Source organism: Flavobacterium sp. GSP27 (assembly GCF_003970395.1).
Lineage (GTDB): Bacteria > Bacteroidota > Bacteroidia > Flavobacteriales > Flavobacteriaceae > Flavobacterium.
Genome location: NZ_RYDP01000017.1, coordinates 21,101 through 41,866, shown reverse-complemented (window position 1 = coordinate 41,866; position 20,766 = coordinate 21,101). Strand labels below are relative to the sequence as shown.

Genomic DNA, 20,766 nt, shown 5'->3' with positions numbered 1-20,766 from the left:
ATTAATATTCTTAAATTCCGAAATAATTATGAGTGCAATTCAACTTTTATCTTACGTTAAGCCAGGCAAATATGAAACTACTCGATTTGAAAAAATTCACAATAAGGTTTTTAAAAATGCTTTGGAAGCTTCAATAATTGTTGCCCGTGAAATAGCAGAATTGATTAAACTAAAACAATCTCAAAACTTACCGTGTGTTCTGGGTTTAGCAACAGGTTCCAGCCCGACAAAAGTCTATGATGAGCTCGTGCGTCTCCACAAAGAAGAAGGCTTGAGTTTCAGTAATGTTATTAGCTTTAATTTGGATGAGTATTATCCAATGGCCAAAGGGAACAGTCAAAGTTATCATTATTTCATGCAGCAGCATCTATTTGATCATATAGATATTAATCCTGAAAACATTAACATTCCTAACGGAAATATAGCTATTGCCGATTTAAATCAACATTGTGTTGATTACGAGCTGAAAATTAAAGAAGCGGGTGGAATCGATTTTCAACTTTTAGGAATTGGGAGAACCGGACACGTTGGATTCAATGAACCTGGGTCTCACATTAATTCCGGTACCCGAATTATCACTTTAGATCATATTACAAGAGTCGATGCTTCCTCTGATTTTAATGGGATTGAAAATGTTCCTAAGCGAGCAATAACTATGGGAGTTTCAACGATTCTAAGATCAAAAAGGATTGTGTTAATGGCTTGGGGCCAAAATAAAGCCGATATTATTAAAAGAACTATTCAAGGTGATATTAGCTCTGAAGTTCCTGCTACCTTTTTGCAAAATCACACCAATACCACATTTGTTTTAGACCAATCTGCCGCTTCGGAATTAACCCGATTTAAAACGCCCTGGTTAGTTGACGCCTGTGTTTGGACCCCTGAATTAAAAAGTAAAGCCATAGTTTGGCTGTGCCAACATACCAGTCAATCTATCTTAAAACTGACTGATAGGGATTACAATAATAACGGTATGTCGGATCTATTAGCGCAAGAGGAATGTTCAGCTTACGATTTGAATATAAATATGTTTAATGTTTTGCAACATACTATTACAGGATGGCCCGGAGGGAAACCTGATACAGATGATTCGTATCGACCTGAAAGAACTAATCCTGCCAAGAAAAGGATTATTATTTTTAGTCCTCATCCGGATGATGATGTGATTTCTATGGGAGGAACTTTTTCTAAACTAATTAAACAAGGACATGATGTTCATGTTGTTTACCAAACCTCAGGAAATATTGCAGTTACAGATGATGAAGCCTTAAAATTTGCCGAAGTTTCTAATGATTTTGTAGGAGATGACGCCACTAAGATTAATTTTACTGCCATTATTGACTTTTTAAATAATAAAACCGAAAATCAAATTGACTCTTTAGAAGTTCGAAAACTGAAAGGACTTATTAGACGCCGAGAATCGTATGCCGCCATTAGATATATTGGTTTAAAAGATGAAAATGCACACTTTTTAGATCTTCCTTTTTATGAAACCGGACAAATTAAGAAAAACCCATTAGGAACTGCAGATGTTGAAATCGTAAAGGACATCATTGCAAAAATAAAACCACATCAGGTTTTTGCAGCGGGAGATTTGGCAGATCCGCATGGTACGCACGAAGTATGTTTGAATGCGATATTTGAAGCCATGAAACAACTGAAATCAAAACCTTTTATGAATGATTGTTGGTTATGGTTGTACAGAGGCGCTTGGCATGAATGGGATATTCATGAAATTGACATGGCTGTACCCTTGAGCCCGGATGAAGTTTTACTAAAAAGACATGCCATTTTATACCACCAATCTCAAAAGGATAGGGTGATGTTCCAAGGAAATGATTCCAGAGAATTCTGGGTAAGAGCCGAAGATCGTAATAAGAATACAGCTAAATTATATGACGATCTAGGTCTCGCAGAATATGAAGCTATTGAAGCTTTCAAACGTTTTAATTACTGAAAGAAAGAAAGAAATCACAAACTTTAGCTTTTATTCTTAAAATTATAAATCACTATATATTTATATTTGTGAAAATAACAGCAATTCACTTCACAATATGTCAATTACGCCTCCGTTACAAGAACTATCTCAATCATTAGAAGGCATTCTTTTATATGATGACCTTCATAAAACATTGTATGCCACTGACGCTTCGGCCTACAGGATCCTGCCGCTTGCTGTAGCGATTCCAAAAACAGAGGAAGATATTGTAAAAATTATTCGCTTTGCAGCAAAAAATAAAATTTCAATTACGCCTAGAACTGCCGGAACTTCATTGGCAGGTCAAACTGTAGGTAGTGGAATAATCGTGGATGTTTCGAAACATTTTACAAAGATTGTTGCTTTTGATTCTATTAAAAAAACCGTTACCGTGCAACCAGGAGTAATTCGGGATGAACTGAATTTATATTTAAAACCGCACGGATTGTTTTTTGGTCCCAATACTTCGACTTCCAATCGTTGTATGATAGGCGGAATGGTAGGCAATAATTCATCTGGAACTACATCAATTCGGTACGGAGTTACCCGAGATAAAATTGTGGAAATTAAAGCAGTTTTGAGTGATGGAAGTTCGGCAGTATTTAAAGAAATGACTTCTGCTGAATTCATTGAAAAAACAAAAGGGAAAACGCTTGAAAGTTCTATTTACAAGACTATTTATGAGGAACTTTCGAACACAGAAAACCAAAAAGAGATTACAAAAGAATTTCCGAAACCTGAAATTCACAGAAGAAACACCGGATATGCAGTTGATTTAGTATTGAAATCGGAACTTTTTGGAGGAACCGAAAGTACTATAAATCTAGGAAAACTCCTTTGTGGAAGCGAAGGAACTTTAGCATTTACCACTGAAATTACGCTAAAAGTAGATCCGCTACCGCCAACAAATAATGTGATGGTAGTGGCCCATTTTCATTCTATTCAGGAAAGTTTAGAAGCTGTGGTTACCGCAATGAAACACCATTTGTACACTTGTGAAATGATGGATGACACAATATTAGATTGTACCAAAACCAACCGGGAACAGGCTAAAAATAGATTTTTCATTCAAGGAGAACCAAAAGCGGTTATCATGCTTGAAGTAGCCTCGTATCACAGTATTGAAGATGCTGAATTACAGGCCAATGCTTTGATTTCCGATTTAGAACGAAATAATTTTGGGTATGCTTTGCCAAAAATTTACGGAGCAGATATAGATAAAGTAAATGAGCTGAGAAAAGCAGGTCTTGGACTTTTAGGCAGTATTGTTGGCGACAATAAAGCGGCAGATTCTATTGAAGATACCGCTGTTGAATTGAGTGACTTACCTAATTATATTGCTGAATTCTCAGCAATGATGGAGCGTCATGGTCAAAGTGCTATTTATTATGCGCATGCCGGTGCAGGAGAATTGCATTTGCGTCCGGTTTTGAATTTGAAAACAAAAGAAGGGATTCACCAATTTAGAAACATCGCAACCGAAGTGGCTGTTTTAGTCAAAAAATATAGAGGTTCCTTGAGCGGGGAACATGGGGATGGTATTGTTCGTGGAGAGTTTTTACCTTTTATGATTGGAGAACAGAATTATGAATTATTGAAAAGAATCAAACATGCTTTTGACCCCAACACCATTTTGAATGTGGGAAAAATTGTAAACGCTTTCAAAATGGACGAAAATCTTCGGATGGAAGCGGGGAGAGTAGAACCGGAAATACAAACTATTCAGGATTTCTCTGATAGTATGGGGATTTTGCGTGCTGCGGAAAAATGTAATGGTTCTGGTGATTGCAGAAAATTACCTTCGGCTGGAGGAACCTTGTGTCCTAGCTATCGCGCCACGCGGAATGAAAAAGATACGACGCGCGCCAGAGCCAATGCGCTGCGGGAATATTTGACGCATTCAGAAAAAGACAATAAGTTCGATCATGAAGAATTATATAAGGTATTTGAGTTGTGTGTGAGCTGCAAGGCTTGTGCCAGTGAATGTCCCAGTAATGTGGATGTGGCAGCAATGAAATCAGAGTTTCTGTACCACTATCAAAAAGCGAATGGATTTTCATGGCGCAATAAAGTATTTGCTTTTAATGCGAAATTGAATGGACTGGGGAGTATCACTCCAAAGTTTACGAATTTCATGCTGAACTTGCCTTTGGTAAAAAAAACCATGGGAATTGCCTCAAAAAGAGAAGTACCTCCTCTGGCTCAGCAAACCTTTAGAAAATGGTATGAGAAAAATTGGAATCAAGCACCAAGTGATTCTTTTGTAAACGGAAAAGTATGTTTGTTTTGTGATGAATTTACTAATTTTTATGATGTTTCAGTAGGCATTGATGCGTACGAGTTATTGACAGCATTAGGATATGAAGTAATTATGGTGGATCATGAGGAAAGCGGAAGGGCTTTTATCTCTAAAGGTTTTCTGGAAGAAGCCAAAGCAATCGCAAACATAAACGTAGCTGTTTTTTCGGATTATGTTACTACTGATTTTCCGTTGATAGGAATAGAACCTTCAGCAATATTAACCTTTAGAGATGAATACATTCGATTGGCTGACGATAAGGAAGGTGCTGAAAAATTAGCACAACATGTATTTACGATTGAAGAGTTTTTTAAAAATGAGATTACAAAAGGCAAAATTAATCCCGATCAATTTTCTGATGTTGCAAAAACAATAAAAATTCACGGACATTGTCACCAGAAGTCATTGAGTACTATGGAAGCAACTTTTGTAATGTTGAATGTCCCTAAAAATAGTTCAGTTACGATTTATAATTCGGGATGTTGTGGTATGGCTGGCTCTTTTGGTTATGAAAAAGAACATTATGAAATCAGCATGCAAATGGGAGAAGACACCTTGTTCCCAAAAATAAGAGCTACTGATGCAACAGTGGCCATCGCAGCAGCAGGAACTAGTTGCCGCCATCAGATTTTTGATGGTACCAGTAGAAAAGCCTTGCATCCGGTCACGATTCTAAAAAGCTGGTTGAAATAATAATTGCAGCTGTTTTTTAAAATTATTTTTTAATTAGATGAATAGCAAAATTTGACTTATTTACTATAAAAAAAAATTGATTTAACTTTTATAAAAAATAAATAAAAAAATAGTTAGAGAAACTCCATTAATTAAAATTGTTTTATACTTTTGAATTTTGAAGATAATTTGAACTATTTTCATAATTATAGCATACAATTTACAGTTTATTAATTTTTAATGATAAAGTTTAGTTTATGGCATCTTCAAGTTTATTTAGAAAAAAAACAGTACAAGATATTTTAAAACAGGTTGAAAAAAGAGATGCCGATGGCCATAATGCATTAGGAAAACATTTAACGGCGCGTGATTTAACAGCTTTTGGTATCGCCGCAATTGTAGGAGCCGGAATTTTCAGTACGATTGGTAAAGCTAGTTCTGATGGAGGGCCTGCAGTTATCTTTTTGTTCTTGTTTACTGCTATAGCCTGTAGTTTTGCTGCTTTTGCGTATGCTGAATTTGCATCGATGGTTCCCGTTTCCGGAAGTGCTTATACGTATTCGTATGTGGCTTTTGGAGAAATAATAGCCTGGATTATTGGTTGGGCGCTGATAATGGAATATTCTGTGGGGAATATAACGGTCGCCATATCGTGGAGTGACTATTTTACGGGTTTACTTGAAAGTGGCGGGCTTCACTTACCACAATGGGTTCAAATGGATTTTTTGTCCGCTTCCAGAGGTTTTGACGATGCCATTGCGCTAATGCAAGGTGGCAAAGAATTTGCAAACTTAAGTCCTGCTTTACAGGATGCTTATACAGCCTGGACGACTTCGCCGGTTATTGGATCGTTTCATTTTGTGGCAGATCTTCCTGCACTACTGATTATTGTTTTGATTACGGCATTGATTTACCGCGGAATGAAAGAATCTCGAAATGCGAGTAATATCATGGTGGTTGTCAAATTATGTATTGTTCTTTTAGTCATAGCGGTTGGTGTTTTCTATGTGGATACTGCAAATTGGGACCCTTTTGCGCCTAATGGTGTTACAGGAGTTTTAAAAGGAGTTTCAGCAGTGTTTTTTGCTTACATTGGGTTTGATGCCATCTCGACAACGGCTGAGGAATGCAAAGATCCACAACGTGATTTGCCTAAAGGAATGATGTGGGCCATAATAATATGTACCGTTTTATATATTGCCATTGCTCTGGTACTTACCGGAATGGTGCGTTATGACCAGTTGAATGTAGGTGATCCCTTGGCTTTTGTATTTGAAAAATTAGACCTAAAATGGATGTCCGGAATCATTGCCGTCAGTGCGGTTGTGGCTATGGCAAGTGTTTTATTGGTTTTTCAAATGGGACAACCGCGTATCTGGATGAGTATGAGTCGTGATGGTTTGTTGCCAAAACGTTTCTCAAAAGTACATCCAAAATACAAAACACCATCGTATGCGACAATTGTTACCGGGTTTGTAGTAGCAGTTCCCGCTTTATTTTTGAATTTAACATTGGTTACGGATTTGTGCAGTATTGGAACGTTATTCGCTTTTGTATTGGTTTGTGCCGGAGTTTTAGTGTTACAAAACAGAACCGATATACCTCGTGGAAAATTTAAAACTCCTTATGTAAATTCAAAATTCATATTGCCAGTTTTGATTATTATGGGATTGGTGTTTGCTTTTGGTTACAATAAAAAAGGAACAATGGATTTTATTACCAATAAAACTCAAATCAACAGTTCATCCGCTATCATCACCTCGTTAAACAAAGAAGAAACCCAAAAAGTATACAATTATTTAGTCACTATTGATGCTGAAAACAGCACTGATGAAACGCCGGATTTAGAGCATTTATTGCGCCAATACCAACAAGATGATGCAAAATATGCTGCTGTTATAGCGGGTTTGCCAATTGCTGATGCAGTGAAATATGAAAGCGGTTTTAGTTTATTTAAACACAAAATTCCAATGTGGATTTTCTTGATTGTTTTAGCTGGATTATCCGTTTGGTCTTTTAAATCAAATTTGTCTTTGATACCGCTATTGGGATTGATTTGTTGTTTGTACATGATGGCTGAATTGAGTGTTTGGAACTGGATTTATTTTGGAATATGGCTATTGATTGGATTGGTTATTTATTTTGGCTTTAGCCGAAAAAACAGCAAATTAAATTAAGAATAGGAAAAAATTCTAAAACAGTCAGGGTTTTACTATGCATTTAAATCAATATTAGGAAAGACATACTAAGTCCTCTAAAATCAATTTAGAGGACTTATTTGTTTTTATAGCTCATCATATTTTCTTCCTTTATATAATGAAATTGCAGGAAATCCAATTGTTTTATCAAAATTGAAACGACTACTGAACGGATTAATTCATAGGTAATAATTGATACCGCCATTTTTTACTTATTTTTATAAAAAATAAACACATGATTTTTATAGTCAAACCACTTCTATTCGTTAGTTTTCTTTTTTGTATTGTTAGTTGTCAATCCCAAAATTTGATTTCTAAAACGGATGAAAAAAAGAATCCAATTAGCAATGATACGCTATTTGTAAATTTGAAAGAATACAGTCAAGATTTTCTGTATGATATGAAATACGCCACAACAGACAATTTCCTGAACGCAAAAGTATATGATTGCGCAGAATGTTTTTTGCGGTTAAAAACCATTCGTGCACTTGTTGAAGCCAATGAGAAGTTCATGGAAAAGGGCTATAAGATTAAAATTTTTGATTGCTATCGCCCTTTAGATATTCAGAAAAAAATGTGGGAAATTGTACCTAATCCTAAGTACGTGGCTAATCCCTCGAAGGGATCAATTCATAATAGAGGGGGAGCTGTAGACCTTACTTTAGTGAACAGCAGTGGAAAAGAATTAGATATGGGTACTGGTTTTGATTTTTTTGGAGTCGAAGCGAGTCATGATTATCCTACTGTTTCGCACACAGTAAAGGCAAATAGAAACCTGCTGAAAACAACAATGATTAGTAGTGGTTTTAATTCATTTGATTCGGAATGGTGGCATTATAATGTAAAATCAGGGTTGAATGACACTATTTCTAATACTAAATGGGAATGTAAATAAACTATTATTCGATACACTTTATCGTATTTATAAAGTAGGTTTCCGGATAGTAAATTTCGTTGTTTAATTCCGATTTAAATTCCTTTTTTATAATAAAATCCTCTGTATCAGTTAAATATTTGATGCGCATCATAGAAACTGGAGAACTTTTTAATTCTTCAAAACTATCCTTCATAAACATAAATGCTGCAGAATTGATCCGGTTATCGTATCCATTGTCATCACGAATCAAAGTGCCACAATCTTCTTGATCAGTGTGTATTAACGTAATTATTTTTCCGTTGTTGAGTTGTAAAAACAATTTTGAATTTTTATCAAAACAATTCGCTTTTATAAATCCCTTGCTTTTTTGGATAAATTGTATGTTTAAGGTTGGTAATCCATCCGTTAAAGCCAGTGAATAGAAAATATAGCTGGAGTTTCCGGCAAATTTTTTTTCACTAATCATATATTCTTTAGTTGATTTATAGGTTCCTATTGAATCAGTAACGTTTTCACTGTAATCACATGGTTTTTGTGCAAAAAGACTCAAACTGAAGAAAAAGAAAGTTAATGTAATTATGAATTTCATTTTTATGATATTTTGGTGCAAATTAAAACTATTTTATGGTTATTTTCATCAGTTGTAAAAAAACTATATATATTTCCTCCGTCTTTTATTTTCCATTTTTTCCGAATACTTTCTACACTGTCCGGAAAATTCCGAGTTGTGATATTGGCTTTACTGTTTTCTAAAAAATTTTTCATCGCTGTTTTGTTATAGGAAAATGTATTTTGAATTTCAAAAACACGACCCGGAAAGGGAATTAAGTCAATAGAAGTGTATAAGTGAGAATGCTTGTGTAGTTTATTGACTTTGTAAAAGGATCCCACTTCATCAAATCCACCTGATTTCATAATAGCACTATTGGGTTCGTATAAATAGGTTTGAGGTAAGCTGAAATTTGAAAAACTAGCATCTTCATTCCAAATAAAATCAAAAGTTTCATTTTTATCCTTGAGGATATTGACAGTTTTAATGCGTATTGGTCCGGAATAAGCTGCATGAAGTTCCCATAACAATTCCTTAACTTCGTTCTCAACGGCTATAATATGAATTTGTTTCACGTGTTGTAATTCCGTTAGTCCGGCAGTAATATCAAGAATAGGAGCCGTTTTTATGAGAATAGCATTTGTATTTTTAAAATAAAAAGTTAGATTTTCAGGAACATTTGGCAAACAATCTTTAAGCATGAATACCTTTCCTTTGGTATCATTTCTTCTGGAAGGATCAATATAAATCCAGTCCCAGTTTGTTTTTAAAGTGGTTAAGGTTGCCAGACTATCCCCGGTATAACAAGTAATATTAGGAACACGTAATTGCTCAAAATTGTGTTTTACAAGTTGAGATAAATCGGGATTAATTTCGCAATGAACCACTTCTTTTATTTTTTGTGCAAAATAAAAATCATCCACACCAAAACCTCCAGTCAAATCGATTAAGTGATCACCAGTAACAATAGAAGCTTTATAAGAAGCTGTTTTTTCAGAAGACGTTTGTTCTACTGAAAGTTTGCTTGGATAAATGATGTTTTGGGACAAGAACCAATGTGGCAATTTATCTTTTGCTTTTGTCTTAGCGTCTATTTGGTTCAAAATGGTGATCCAATCCACATTAGGAAAGGGATTTTTTTGTAATGCTAATGTTGCTACGTGTGTACCAATGTTAGCATTGATAAATACTTGTACTTCAGGATTTAAAATCATTAAATCCAAAATTAAAGGTCTTTAGTTAATGATTGAATGATCTTATTTTCCGGAAAAAATTCTTTCCCTATCACCTTAATTATTGTATACAATGGAACGGCTACAATCATTCCCAATATTCCAAAAAGAAAACCGGCAATTAAGATAACCAGAAATATTTCTAAGGGATGTGAACTGACACTTTTTGAAAAAATAATAGGTTGGGATAAATTGTTGTCAATAATCTGAACGATCCAAAAACCAATAAGAACGTAAATTGTCGTTGGTAAAATATCGGATTGGAAGTCACCGCCTAAATTGCTGATCATAGTCAAAATTGCGGCTAACACCGATGCAATTAATGGACCTATGTAGGGGATAATATTTAATACAGCACATAAAAAAGCAATAACAATTGCATCAGGAATACCAAAAACGACTAAGACTATCAGGTATAAAAGGAACACAATAAATAATTGAAGCAATAATCCAATAAAATAACGGGATAGTAAATGGTTGATCTTTTCCAGTGAATTTAAAATTTGAAATTCGTGGCTATTGGGAATTAATTTTTTTACTCCTAAAAGAAACATTAATCGGTCTTTTAAAAAGAAAAAAGTAATAAACAGTACCGAAGCCAGTCCCACAACAAAACTACTGATTGTTCCCAAAATAGCATTTAGAAAATTTGGAATGATATTAAAATTTATTTTAGAGGAAATGTTGGCTTCCTTAAGTATTTGTGAGGAATCAATTTGATGACTTTCCAAAAACACACTGATCTGATTGGCTAACTCAATTATATTTTTTTCAATTTCTGCTGTGTTGAGCAGTGATAAATTTTGTCCTTGGGATAAAATCAAAGGAATAAACATCATTATGAAACCAAATATAATCAGTATAAAAATAAATAAAGTGGTAATAGTAGCAAAGAGATGATTAAATTTTAATCTCCGTTTAAAAAAATCTAAAATAGGATTTCCAATCATTGTGAATATAAAGGATACTACAAGATAAATTATCACCGATTGAATTTGGTAGAAAAAGAACAGCACTAAAGCACCTAGCACTAAGGTAAGTAGCGCACGGATAATGCCGCTAGAAATGGTTTTTGACGTAATCATATCTTTATATTAAGGGCTAAAGATAAAAAAAACTCGCTAACAAGTAGCGAGTTTTAAATTCTAAAAAACTAAAAATTATATTCCGAAACTCGCTCTTGCTCCACCAGAAACAAAAATTGCATCCATTCTTGATTTTTGGCCGTTAGAGAACATGTACATACCTCTATCATCTGTATAATCCATGTAATTCATAGTCATTTCTACAGGAGTACCAGAGCATGTACTGTAATGAGGGTAGGTAGGAACACCATAATTAGCAGTATTGTGCGTAGGCGTGTCAGAAACTAAATCGCTTCCACAAGTAGCATCACCCCAAATGTGACGTAAATTCATCCAGTGTCCTACTTCGTGAGTTGCTGTTCTTCCTAGATTAAATGGCGCTGTTACTGTCCCGGTAGTACCGAATGCATTGTTATCCATTACTACTCCATCGGTAGACGATGCACCTCCAGGAAATTGTGCGTAGCCTAGAATACCGCCACCAAGATTACAAGACCACATGTTTAATACAGTTGTTGGTGTAGTTGGAACGATTCCATTTGTTGATTTTTTCATAGAATCATCTGTAGACCAAGATGTTATAGTAGTAGATCTTCTCTTTACACTTTGTAAGACGAATGTAATTCCAACATTTGCTTTTACTCCTGAAAATGCTGCGGGAACTGAATTATAATCAGAATTTGCAGCATTAAAATCTTTATTCAATACGTCAATTTGGGATTGGATTTGTGCCAGCGAAATATTTTCAGCTGTAGTTCTGTATAAAACGTTTACGACCACTGGGATTTCTACTTTACCGTTAACTAAGCGACCAGATAACATTGCTTTGTCAGTAAAAGCTTCAATTTTATTCATTCGCAAAACTAATGACGGATCAGCTTTCATTTGGGCAGCTAACACCTCTTGAGATGCGCAACCACGTTTTGTAACTGCATCAGCTGATGGAGTAATTTCTGTTGTGTCATTTTGACAAGAAAAAAGCATTAATAATGCTACAGCAGATAAAAGAATTTTTTTCATAATGAATTTGTTATAAATTAATAGATTTGGTTTGTTATATCACAATTTTATAACAATTTTTATTTAAAAAAAAATTTTATGATTACTTATTTATAAAATAATTTAAATCTTGCTTTTTGGATAAGAACAGTAAAGACTATTTAAATAAAATTTATGCTGTTAATAGGTTACTTATCGTAATGAAGAAATATAAACACGTAATGCTTATAAATAAAATAGGCGACTTTTTAGGTCGCTTATTTTATAAATTTATTTAGGAATTATACTCCAAAACCTGCTCTTGCTCCGCCTGCAACAAAAATTGCAGCCATTCTTGATTTTTGGCCATTAGAGAACATATACATACCCCTATCATCTGTGTAATCCATGTAATTCATAGTCATTTCTACAGGAGTTCCAGAGCATGTACTGTAATGAGGATAAGCAGGAACGCCATAATTAGCAGTATTGTGTGTAGGTGTGTCAGAAACTAAATCACTTCCACAAGTTGCATCACCCCAGATATGACGTAAATTCATCCAGTGTCCTACTTCGTGAGTTGCTGTTCTTCCTAAGTTATAAGGATAAGCCCCTGATCCAGATAATCCAAAATATTTTGAATCAACTACAACACCATCAGTAGCCGTTGATCCGCCAGGAAATTGCGCATAACCTAAGATACCGCCACCAATAGTACAAGCCCATATATTAAGTGATGTTGTTGGTGAAGTAGGGTCTAAACCGCCTTGTTTTGTTTTTTTCATAGCATCTCTTGTGCCCCATGAAGTTTTAGTAGTAGATTTTCTATTTATTGTTTCTAAAACGAAAGTAATACCAACATTTGCTGCAACTCCAGAGAATAAAGCGGGAGTACTGCTGAAATCTGAATTAGTAGCATTAAAATCTTCGTTTAATACATCTATTTGAGATTGAATTTGAGCATCAGTTATGTTTTCTGCCGCAGTTCTGTATAAAACGTTTACAACTACAGGAATTTCTACTTTACCGTTAACTAATCGACCGGCTAACATTGCTTTTTCAGTAAATGCTTCAATTTTATTCATTCTCAAGGCTAATGATGGATCAGCTTTCATTTGTGCAGCAAGAACTTCTTGAGTGGCACAACCGCGTTGAGATACAGCGCTTGCTTCCGAAGTTGTTTCTGCTGTATCATTTTGACAAGAGAAAAGCATTAAAAGAGCAGCAACGGGTAAAAAAAAATTTTTCATAATCGAGTTTGTTATAAATTAATAGATTTGGTTAATGATTTAACAATTTTATAACAATTATTTCATGAAAAAAAATAAATATCTATTTTTTCATGAAATAAATATCAATTATGACTTTTTAGTAGCCTCTTTCTGCTGTCGTGTTCTTGATTTACCTCTGGTCTTAATAAAATATATTTAGGGAGATTGTAATTAATATTATTCTTATTAAATGATTCTTTAATGCTAATTTTACCTCTGAAAAAAGAAAGTAATGGTGGATTTTTCAAACTATTTATTTTCACAATTAATACTAATCTGTATTTTTTATTTGATTGTTAGCGATGGCATCTTTCAAAGAAGGATATTAAGAATTATAGCGCTACAGAACTCGAAAGTTCAAAAGTCATAAAGTCAAAAAAAATGTAAAAATAGTATCTTAAAATCGATTTGTTACTTCTTGTTGTCTAATTGTAAAACACGACATTATACGATGATTGTTACTCAAAATAAATTATTGGTAAGCAGTGTTAATTATTAAAAATATAATTGATAATATTTGCCCCCATTTTTAATGCTTTTTCTCGAATCGCTGCTGGATCATTATTGACTTCTGGATCTTCCCATCCATCTCCTAAATCGCATTCATAGGTATAAAGCAGTATTAATTTATTTTTTATAAAAAGTCCAAAAGCTTGGGGTCGTTTACCGTCATGTTCGTGTATTTTGGGTAATCCGTTTGGGAACGAGAATGGTTTTTGAAAAATGGCATGACTCGCTGGAATTTCCACTAGACTATTATTTGGAAATATTTTTTTGATTTCTTTTCGGATGTATTGGTCCATTCCATAATTATCATCAATATGAAGAAATCCTCCAGCCAGCAAATAATTTTTAAGGTTGTTGCTATCAGCAGCACTAAAAACTACATTTCCATGGCCGGTCATATGCACATAAGGGTATGAAAATAAATCAGGACTAGCAGGCTCAACCGTGGCTGGCTTTGTTTTTATTTGGGTATTTATAGTTGCATTGCAGTATTTTATCAAATTGGGTAATGATGTTGGGTTTGCATACCAATCGCCACCACCACTGTATTTTAACAATGCAATTTCCTGCGAAAATGAAACGACCGAAAATAATAAGAGTAAATAAAATATTTTTTTCATAGCCAATTTCTATTATTTGCACCCATTTTGTGCATTGTTTTTTTTGATTGTTCAGCAATCCAAACACGTTTTATTATTATTCATTGACAAAGTGTATGCTGTGACAAGCCACTATTGCTGCCGTTTCTGTTCGTAGCCTTGTATTTCCTAATGAAACCGGAATGTACTTGTTGTCAATTGCCAATGCAATTTCTTTTTCTGAAAAATCACCTTCAGGGCCTATTAGTAGGGTCACATTTTCATTTGGTTTCAAAACGGATTTCAATGATTTTTTATCCGTTTCCTCACAATGGGCAATTAATTTAAGGCCTTCATAGTTGTGTTTTAAAAAATCTTTCATCAATATGGCCTGATTTAATTTCGGCAGGTATAATTCGTTAGATTGCTTCATGGCAGCTAATAAAATTTTATCAAATCGTTCATTATTGATAACTTTTCGCTCTGAGTGATCACAAATAATAGGTGTGATTTCGTGAATGCCTATTTCGGTTGCTTTTTCCAAAAACCATTCGTAACGGTCATTCATTTTAGTTGGCGCTACAGCCAGATGTATGTGAAATTTTGCAACTGGGGCTTTTTCGAACGAAAGGATTTTAACGGTGCATTTACTGTCGGATGCCAGTGTTATTTCTGTTTTAAATAAGTAGCCTGAGCCATTGGTTACAAATAATATATCGGTATCTTTCTTGCGTAATACTTTGATAATGTGTTTGCTTTCTTCTTTATCAAAAGAAAAAATTGTCGTGGATTCTGTAATAGTAGGGTTAAAGAATAATTGCATAATTTATAATTGTATTCTTGCTTTAGAAACAACAGATGAAGTTTCAAATGTTTGGGTTAAAAATTTTTGATATCCTACAATTCCTATCATTGCAGCATTATCAGTAGTGTATTCAAATTTAGGAATAAAGGTTTTCCAACCATATATGTTTTCTGTTTCCTTTAATGTATTTCGGATTCCGGAATTAGCAGAAACGCCTCCGCCGATGGCTATTTGTTTGATCCCGGTTTCTTTTACGGCTAATTTTAATTTGTCCATTAAAATTTCAATAATAGTATGTTGGATTGATGCGCAAATATCATTTAGATTCTCAGCAACAAAGTTTGGATTTTCTAATTTTTTCTTTTGAATAAAATATAAAATAGCAGTTTTCAAACCGGAGAAGCTAAAATTTAATCCTGGAACTTTAGGTTTTGTAAACACAAATGCTTTTGGGTTTCCTAATTGCGCATATTTATCAATTAAGGGGCCACCAGGGTAGGGAAGTCCTAAAATTTTAGCGCTTTTGTCAAAAGCTTCTCCAACTGCGTCATCAGTGGTTTGACCAATTACGGTCATGTCAAAAAAATGATCTACTTTGATGATTTGTGTATGTCCACCGCTTATAGTTAAGGCCAAGAACGGGAAAGTGGGTTTTTCATAGCCCTCTTCCTCTATATAATGTGCCAGGACATGAGCTTGCATGTGATTTACAGCAATCAAAGGAATTTGTAAGGCCAGGGCAAGTGATTTTGCAAACGAACTCCCTACCAGTAGCGAACCCATGAGTCCCGGACCTTGTGTAAATGCAATTGCAGATAACTGTTCTTTTTGTATATTTGCCTTTCGAAGCGCCGCATCGACTACCGGAACTATGTTTTGTTGGTGTGCACGTGAGGCGAGCTCAGGAACTACGCCACCATATTGATTATGAATTAGCTGATTAGCAACAACATTTGACAATACTTTATCGTTGTGTAAAATGGCCGCTGCAGTATCATCACAAGAACTTTCAATGGCAAGAATAAAAACCTCGGGATTTTGCATAAAAAGGCATAAATTTGGAGTTACATTTGATGATTAGTTTACAAAAAACAACAATTTTGTAAAGGCCAAAATTAAAGAATTTTTATTTAAGGCACAGGAGTTTCCAGAGGTAAAATGAAATTTTAGAAAATTTAAATATATAGTAGGTATCAAAAAAATAAAAAAAATAGTATTTCGGTCTCTACTTGGACTAATCCTACTTTTACTTGTACTTGGTATTGCTCTTACCCTACCATTTGTTCAAACTAAAATAGCACAGTATTTCACCCGAAGTCTCAATAAAGACTTTGGAACTAATATTGCTATTGACGGAGTTGTTATATCTGTTTTTGGAGGTGTAAAATTCAAAAAAGTATTGATTCTGGATCACCACAAAGACACTTTAATTTATTCGGATAGAATTGCAACGACTATTTTAGAAGGTAAAAAATTGCTGGACGGTGATCTGATTTTTGGTGATTTGCGGTTGAGTGGTTTAGTATTTAATTTAAAAACGTACAAAAATGAAAAAGAGTCTAATCTCGATAAATTTATAGCCGCTTTTGAAACCGGAAGACCATCAACAAAAAAGTTTCTGCTCACCGTAAAGGAATTAAAAATTTACGATAGTCATTTTATTTTGACAGATCTAAATCGTGAAATTCCAAAAGACCTGGATTTTACTAAACTGAATGCTTCCGTAACGAATTTTAAAATTTACGGTCAGGATGTAACGACTATGATTGATAAAATGTCATTTTTAGATTTTCGGGGTTTGTATGTTAAAAATTTAAACTCAAAATTCAGTTATTCCAGAAAAAACTTAAAACTAGAAAATCTGAATTTGTTGACCAAAGAATCCACCTTAAAAGGGACTGTATTGTTAAATTATAAAATTGAATATTTTTCTAATTTTACCGATAAAGTACTCTTTGATATTAAACTGGATGCTGCCTCAATTGCTTCAAATGATATTCGTTACTTTTATAAAGAAATAGGGAAAAATCAACATTTTTATATCAAAGCATCTATTAAAGGAACGCTTAATGATTTGAAATTCAAAAATTTAAAATTAGTTGATGATCGGAAAACACAGATCAACGGTGCTATTAATTTTAAAAACTTGTTTGCTAAAAAAGGGCAGAAATTTTCGATGTATGCCAGATTTGACAAATTAACCTCTAGCTATGATAATTTGATAGTTATATTACCTAATATTCTTGGAAATAAATTACCCAGTTCTCTAAAAAAATTAGGACGATTTTCAGCTTCCGGAGTTTCAAATGTTTCTACAACTGTTGTCAAAGCTGATTTTTCTATGATAACGGCGTTAGGTAAAGTAATCTCTAATTTAGAAATAAAAAATATAAATGTTATTGATAAGGCTTCTTATATTGGGAACGTTATTTTAGAAAATTTTGATATTGGAACTTTATTGGATCAAAAAGAACTAGGAAAGGTAAGTTTGAATATGGATATCGATGGTAAAGGATTCAAAGAAAAATACCTGGACACAGCTATCAAAGGGAGCATTAGCCAAATAGAGTATAAAAAATACAATTACACGAATATTGATGTCAATGGAGTCCTTAAAAATCCGAATTACAGAGGGCAAATTGCCATAAAAGATCCTAATTTAAGTATGAATTTTGAAGGTTTATTGGATTTAAGCAAAAAAGACAATAGATACGATTTTCACATTAATGTTGAAAACGCAGATTTGAATAAATTAAAGTTAATTAAGGATTCTATTGCTGTATTTAGAGGCGATGTGGTAGTTCAGGCGTCAGGAAATACTGTAGAAAATTTTCAAGGAAATGTGTATATCAACGAAACCTCCTATCAAAATGCAAAAGACACGTATAATTTTGATGATTTTACCATAAATTCAACTTTTGATGAAAATAGAGTAAGAACCATGACTGTAAATTCACCAGATATTGTTCAGGGTGAAATTGTGGGTAAATATGAATTTAACCAATTGGAAAACCTGGTAAAGAATTCTTTGGGAAGCCTGTACACGAATTTTAAACCCAACAAGGTAAAGAAAGGACAGTTTCTTAAGTTTAATTTCTCTATATATAATAAAATAATTGAAATATTTTACCCTGATATTTCTATTGCACCCAACACCATTATTAAAGGAAATATAAACTCCGATAATCAGGAATTTAAACTCAATTTTAATTCGCCTCAAATTATAGCTTCAAACAATATACTTGATAATATAAGAGTTTCTGTAGACAATAAAAATCCGCTTTATAATGCCTACATAGAACTGGACAGTATAAAAACAAAATACTATAAAATACGTGATTTTAGTCTGATAAATGTCACAATGAAAGACACACTGTATTTTCGTTCGGAGTTTAAAGGGGGACCAAAAGCAGAAGATTATTTTAATCTGAATTTATACCATACTATTAATCAGGATAACAATAATGTAGTTGGAATTAGTAAATCAGAGGTGAAATTCAAAGATTATTTGTGGTTTTTGAACGAAAAAGAAGCAACTGATAATAAAGTTGTTTTTGATAAATCATTTCAAAATTTCAATATTGATAACATTGTGTTGTCACATGAAGAACAGGAAATTTCTTTGGTGGGCCTTTTTAAAGATACTACAATTAAGGATTTACAACTGAGTTTTAAAGATGTGGATCTAAACAAAATCACGCCTGCTAATGATAAATTTATTGCACATGGAAATATAAATGGAAAAGTAAATTTCAAGCAAAATAAAGATGTTTTTCAGCCTACATCTTCTATAGTTATTGATAATTTGAATTTAAATAAAATAGATTTAGGAACTTTAAATTTTGAAATTGAAGGTGATGAAAATCTTAGCAAGTTTACCATAAATTCTAATTTAGAGAACAAAAATTTTGAATCATTTAATGCGGATGGTAGTTTTGAAATTGTCAATAAAGAAACCATTCTTGATTTGAGGCTAAAATTTGATAAATTTAATATCGCAACCTTGAACTCTTTGGGTGGTGAAGTATTGTCTAATATACGAGGTTCAATAGCCGGTAATGCTACCATAGAAGGAAATCTTAAGAAACCTAGTATAAATGGCAGGCTGTACCTTGACCAAGCAGGAATAACCATACCCTACCTGAATGTGGATTACGGTTTAAGTGATAACACAATTATAGACCTGACCGATGACCGATTCTTGTTTAGAAACAATACCTTGACAGACACAAAATTTGGCACTGTAGGGAAGTTAAACGGAAGTATTGGGCATACTAATTTTTCGGATTGGAAATTAGATTTAACCGTTAATTCAAAAAGGCTTCTAGCATTAGATACTAAGGATACTGAAGATTCAGCTTATTATGGTACTGCATTTATAGATGGAGTTGCCACTATAAAAGGACCAACTAATTCATTGTTTATAAAAGTAGCTGCAAAATCAGAGAAAGGAACAGCCATAAAAATTCCTATTAATAATGCCGAAAGTGTAAGTGATAATATTTTTCTTCATTTCCTGACTGCTAAAGAAAAATACAATGTAAGGAACGGTATTGTAGAAAATACCCGGAATTATAATGGCCTTGAATTGGAGTTTGATTTTGATATTACACCGGATGCCGAAGTAGAGGTAATTCTAGACCGAAACACAGGTCACGGAATGAAGGGGAAAGGTTTTGGCTCTTTGTTGTTTAAAATAAACACGACGGGGAAATTCAATATGTGGGGTGATTTTCAAGCGTATGAAGGGACTTATAATTTTAAATATGGAGGACTGATAGACAAGAAGTTTGAGGTCAAAAAAGGAGGGTCAATTTCCTGGGAAGGGAATCCGATGCGCGCACAGTTAAATCTTGAAGCAGTATACAAAACTACTGCAAATCCTGCAATTTTGTTAGAAAATGCTTCTTTTAATACGAAAGTCCCCGTGGAAGTAGTTATAGGAATTAGAGGCGATTTGACTAGTCCGGAACCCGATTTTAATATTGAATTTCCAACAGTAAGCACGGTGTTAAAATCAGAAATCCAATATAAGTTAAATGATAAGGACGTGAGACAAACTCAAGCATTGTATTTATTATCTTCCGGTGGATTTTTAAGTCCGGAAGGAGTAAGTCAATCTGATTTTTCAGGAAGTTTGTTTGAGACCGCCTCTAGTCTTTTAGGAGGAATAATACAATCTGACGATGAAAAATTCAAAGTGGGTCTGAATTTCATTGGAGCCGACAGAAGAATAGGAAGAGAAACAGATGGACGGTTTGTTGCAACAATTTCATCCAAAATAAACGAAAGAATAACGATCAATGGAAAACTAGGAGTTCCTTTTGGTGGGATTAATGAATCCGCTATCGTAGGAGATGTTGAAGTGCTATATAGGGTTAATGAAGATGGAACACTTAATTTACGATTGTTTAATAAAGAAAATGATATCAATTATATTGGGCAAGGGATTGGTTATACCCAAGGTTTAGGAGTTTCTTACGAAGTAGATTTTGATACTTTCAAAGAGTTAGTCAATAAAATTTTTACGAATCTAAAAATAGACAGAGTGACAGTGCCCGCCGCTGAAGATCAAGATTCTGACTTATCTCCGGATTATATTAATTTTATGAAATCTAAAAAACCCAAAACAGAAAAAACCAAAAATAATCAAGAAGGTTTAGTCCCGGAGGAAAACTAATTTTTTTGTAAACAGGAGGAATCAGAACCAAGAATTCATACAAATGAGAATGAGAA

14 protein-coding genes are annotated in these 20,766 nt (G+C 33.8%); 5 read left to right on the top strand and 9 right to left on the bottom strand.

Annotated elements, in window-relative coordinates; all coding sequences use genetic code 11:
• Window positions 1–28: 28 nt before the first annotated feature.
• The 3 genes from nagB to EKM05_RS13130 all read left to right on the top strand — a co-directional run bounded on the left by nagB (window position 29) and on the right by EKM05_RS13130 (window position 7,126).
• Window positions 29–1,957 (top strand): glucosamine-6-phosphate deaminase, encoded by a 1,929-nt coding sequence (gene nagB, locus EKM05_RS13140; protein WP_126555973.1) that lies wholly within the window; start codon window positions 29–31, stop codon window positions 1,955–1,957.
• A gap of 97 nt (window positions 1,958–2,054) precedes the next feature.
• Window positions 2,055–4,970 (top strand): FAD-binding and (Fe-S)-binding domain-containing protein, encoded by a 2,916-nt coding sequence (locus tag EKM05_RS13135; RefSeq protein WP_126555970.1) that lies wholly within the window; start codon window positions 2,055–2,057, stop codon window positions 4,968–4,970.
• A gap of 236 nt (window positions 4,971–5,206) precedes the next feature.
• Window positions 5,207–7,126 (top strand): amino acid permease, encoded by a 1,920-nt coding sequence (locus EKM05_RS13130; protein ID WP_126460057.1) that lies wholly within the window; start codon window positions 5,207–5,209, stop codon window positions 7,124–7,126.
• A 97-nt stretch (window positions 7,127–7,223) separates the two neighbouring features.
• On the opposite strand, the gene EKM05_RS14785 is transcribed toward EKM05_RS13130, so the two are convergent.
• Window positions 7,224–7,352 (bottom strand): hypothetical protein, encoded by a 129-nt coding sequence (locus EKM05_RS14785; protein ID WP_255416492.1) that lies wholly within the window; start codon window positions 7,350–7,352, stop codon window positions 7,224–7,226.
• A gap of 30 nt (window positions 7,353–7,382) precedes the next feature.
• On the opposite strand from EKM05_RS14785, the gene EKM05_RS13125 reads away from it, so the two are divergent.
• Window positions 7,383–8,042 (top strand): M15 family metallopeptidase, encoded by a 660-nt coding sequence (locus EKM05_RS13125; RefSeq protein ID WP_126555967.1) that lies wholly within the window; start codon window positions 7,383–7,385, stop codon window positions 8,040–8,042.
• Window positions 8,043–8,046: 4 nt separating this feature from the next.
• On the opposite strand, the gene EKM05_RS13120 is transcribed toward EKM05_RS13125, so the two are convergent.
• From EKM05_RS13120 to tsaD, 8 genes are all read right to left on the bottom strand, one after another.
• Window positions 8,047–8,613 carry a hypothetical protein gene (locus EKM05_RS13120; RefSeq protein WP_126460051.1) on the bottom strand — a complete coding sequence of 189 codons (567 nt, stop codon included), beginning with the start codon at window positions 8,611–8,613 and terminating at the stop codon, window positions 8,047–8,049.
• Window positions 8,614–8,615: 2 nt separating this feature from the next.
• Complete coding sequence (locus EKM05_RS13115; protein ID WP_126555964.1) at window positions 8,616–9,797, bottom strand: class I SAM-dependent methyltransferase; 1,182 nt, start codon at window positions 9,795–9,797, stop codon at window positions 8,616–8,618.
• Window positions 9,798–9,799: 2 nt separating this feature from the next.
• Window positions 9,800–10,891, bottom strand: coding sequence for an AI-2E family transporter (locus EKM05_RS13110; RefSeq protein WP_126555961.1), 1,092 nt, complete (start codon window positions 10,889–10,891; stop codon window positions 9,800–9,802).
• Between the two features lie 75 nt (window positions 10,892–10,966).
• Complete coding sequence (locus EKM05_RS13105) at window positions 10,967–11,911, bottom strand: zinc metalloprotease (protein WP_126453317.1); 945 nt, start codon at window positions 11,909–11,911, stop codon at window positions 10,967–10,969.
• 260 nt (window positions 11,912–12,171) lie between these two features.
• Complete coding sequence (locus tag EKM05_RS13100; protein WP_126460042.1) at window positions 12,172–13,119, bottom strand: zinc metalloprotease; 948 nt, start codon at window positions 13,117–13,119, stop codon at window positions 12,172–12,174.
• Window positions 13,120–13,628: 509 nt separating this feature from the next.
• The gene (locus EKM05_RS13095) at window positions 13,629–14,267 is read right to left on the bottom strand and encodes a DUF4159 domain-containing protein (RefSeq protein ID WP_126460039.1); all 639 of its coding nucleotides are present in this window, start codon (window positions 14,265–14,267) and stop codon (window positions 13,629–13,631) included.
• Window positions 14,268–14,343: 76 nt separating this feature from the next.
• On the bottom strand, window positions 14,344–15,048 hold the full coding sequence (locus tag EKM05_RS13090) for a 16S rRNA (uracil(1498)-N(3))-methyltransferase (protein ID WP_126460036.1): 705 nt from the start codon (window positions 15,046–15,048) through the stop codon (window positions 14,344–14,346).
• Between the two features lie 3 nt (window positions 15,049–15,051).
• Window positions 15,052–16,074 carry a tRNA (adenosine(37)-N6)-threonylcarbamoyltransferase complex transferase subunit TsaD gene (gene tsaD, locus EKM05_RS13085; RefSeq protein WP_126555958.1) on the bottom strand — a complete coding sequence of 341 codons (1,023 nt, stop codon included), beginning with the start codon at window positions 16,072–16,074 and terminating at the stop codon, window positions 15,052–15,054.
• A gap of 193 nt (window positions 16,075–16,267) precedes the next feature.
• On the opposite strand from tsaD, the gene EKM05_RS13080 reads away from it, so the two are divergent.
• Window positions 16,268–20,710, top strand: coding sequence for a translocation/assembly module TamB domain-containing protein (locus EKM05_RS13080; protein ID WP_126460030.1), 4,443 nt, complete (start codon window positions 16,268–16,270; stop codon window positions 20,708–20,710).
• The last annotated feature ends 56 nt before the right edge of the window (window positions 20,711–20,766 follow it).

Excerpts from the sequence above, each read along its gene's own strand:
- nagB (WP_126555973.1), top strand. The coding sequence starts at position 29 with ATGAGTGCAATTCAACTTTTATCTTACGTTAAGCCAGGCAAATATGAA.
- EKM05_RS13135 (WP_126555970.1), top strand. The coding sequence starts at position 2,055 with ATGTCAATTACGCCTCCGTTACAAGAACTATCTCAATCATTAGAAGGC.
- EKM05_RS13130 (WP_126460057.1), top strand. The coding sequence starts at position 5,207 with ATGGCATCTTCAAGTTTATTTAGAAAAAAAACAGTACAAGATATTTTA.
- EKM05_RS14785 (WP_255416492.1), bottom strand. The coding sequence starts at position 7,352 with ATGGCGGTATCAATTATTACCTATGAATTAATCCGTTCAGTAGTCGTT.
- EKM05_RS13125 (WP_126555967.1), top strand. The coding sequence starts at position 7,383 with ATGATTTTTATAGTCAAACCACTTCTATTCGTTAGTTTTCTTTTTTGT.
- EKM05_RS13120 (WP_126460051.1), bottom strand. The coding sequence starts at position 8,613 with ATGAAATTCATAATTACATTAACTTTCTTTTTCTTCAGTTTGAGTCTT.
- EKM05_RS13110 (WP_126555961.1), bottom strand. The coding sequence starts at position 10,891 with ATGATTACGTCAAAAACCATTTCTAGCGGCATTATCCGTGCGCTACTT.
- EKM05_RS13105 (WP_126453317.1), bottom strand. The coding sequence starts at position 11,911 with ATGAAAAAAATTCTTTTATCTGCTGTAGCATTATTAATGCTTTTTTCT.
- EKM05_RS13100 (WP_126460042.1), bottom strand. The coding sequence starts at position 13,119 with ATGAAAAATTTTTTTTTACCCGTTGCTGCTCTTTTAATGCTTTTCTCT.
- EKM05_RS13095 (WP_126460039.1), bottom strand. The coding sequence starts at position 14,267 with ATGAAAAAAATATTTTATTTACTCTTATTATTTTCGGTCGTTTCATTT.
- EKM05_RS13090 (WP_126460036.1), bottom strand. The coding sequence starts at position 15,048 with ATGCAATTATTCTTTAACCCTACTATTACAGAATCCACGACAATTTTT.
- tsaD (WP_126555958.1), bottom strand. The coding sequence starts at position 16,074 with ATGCAAAATCCCGAGGTTTTTATTCTTGCCATTGAAAGTTCTTGTGAT.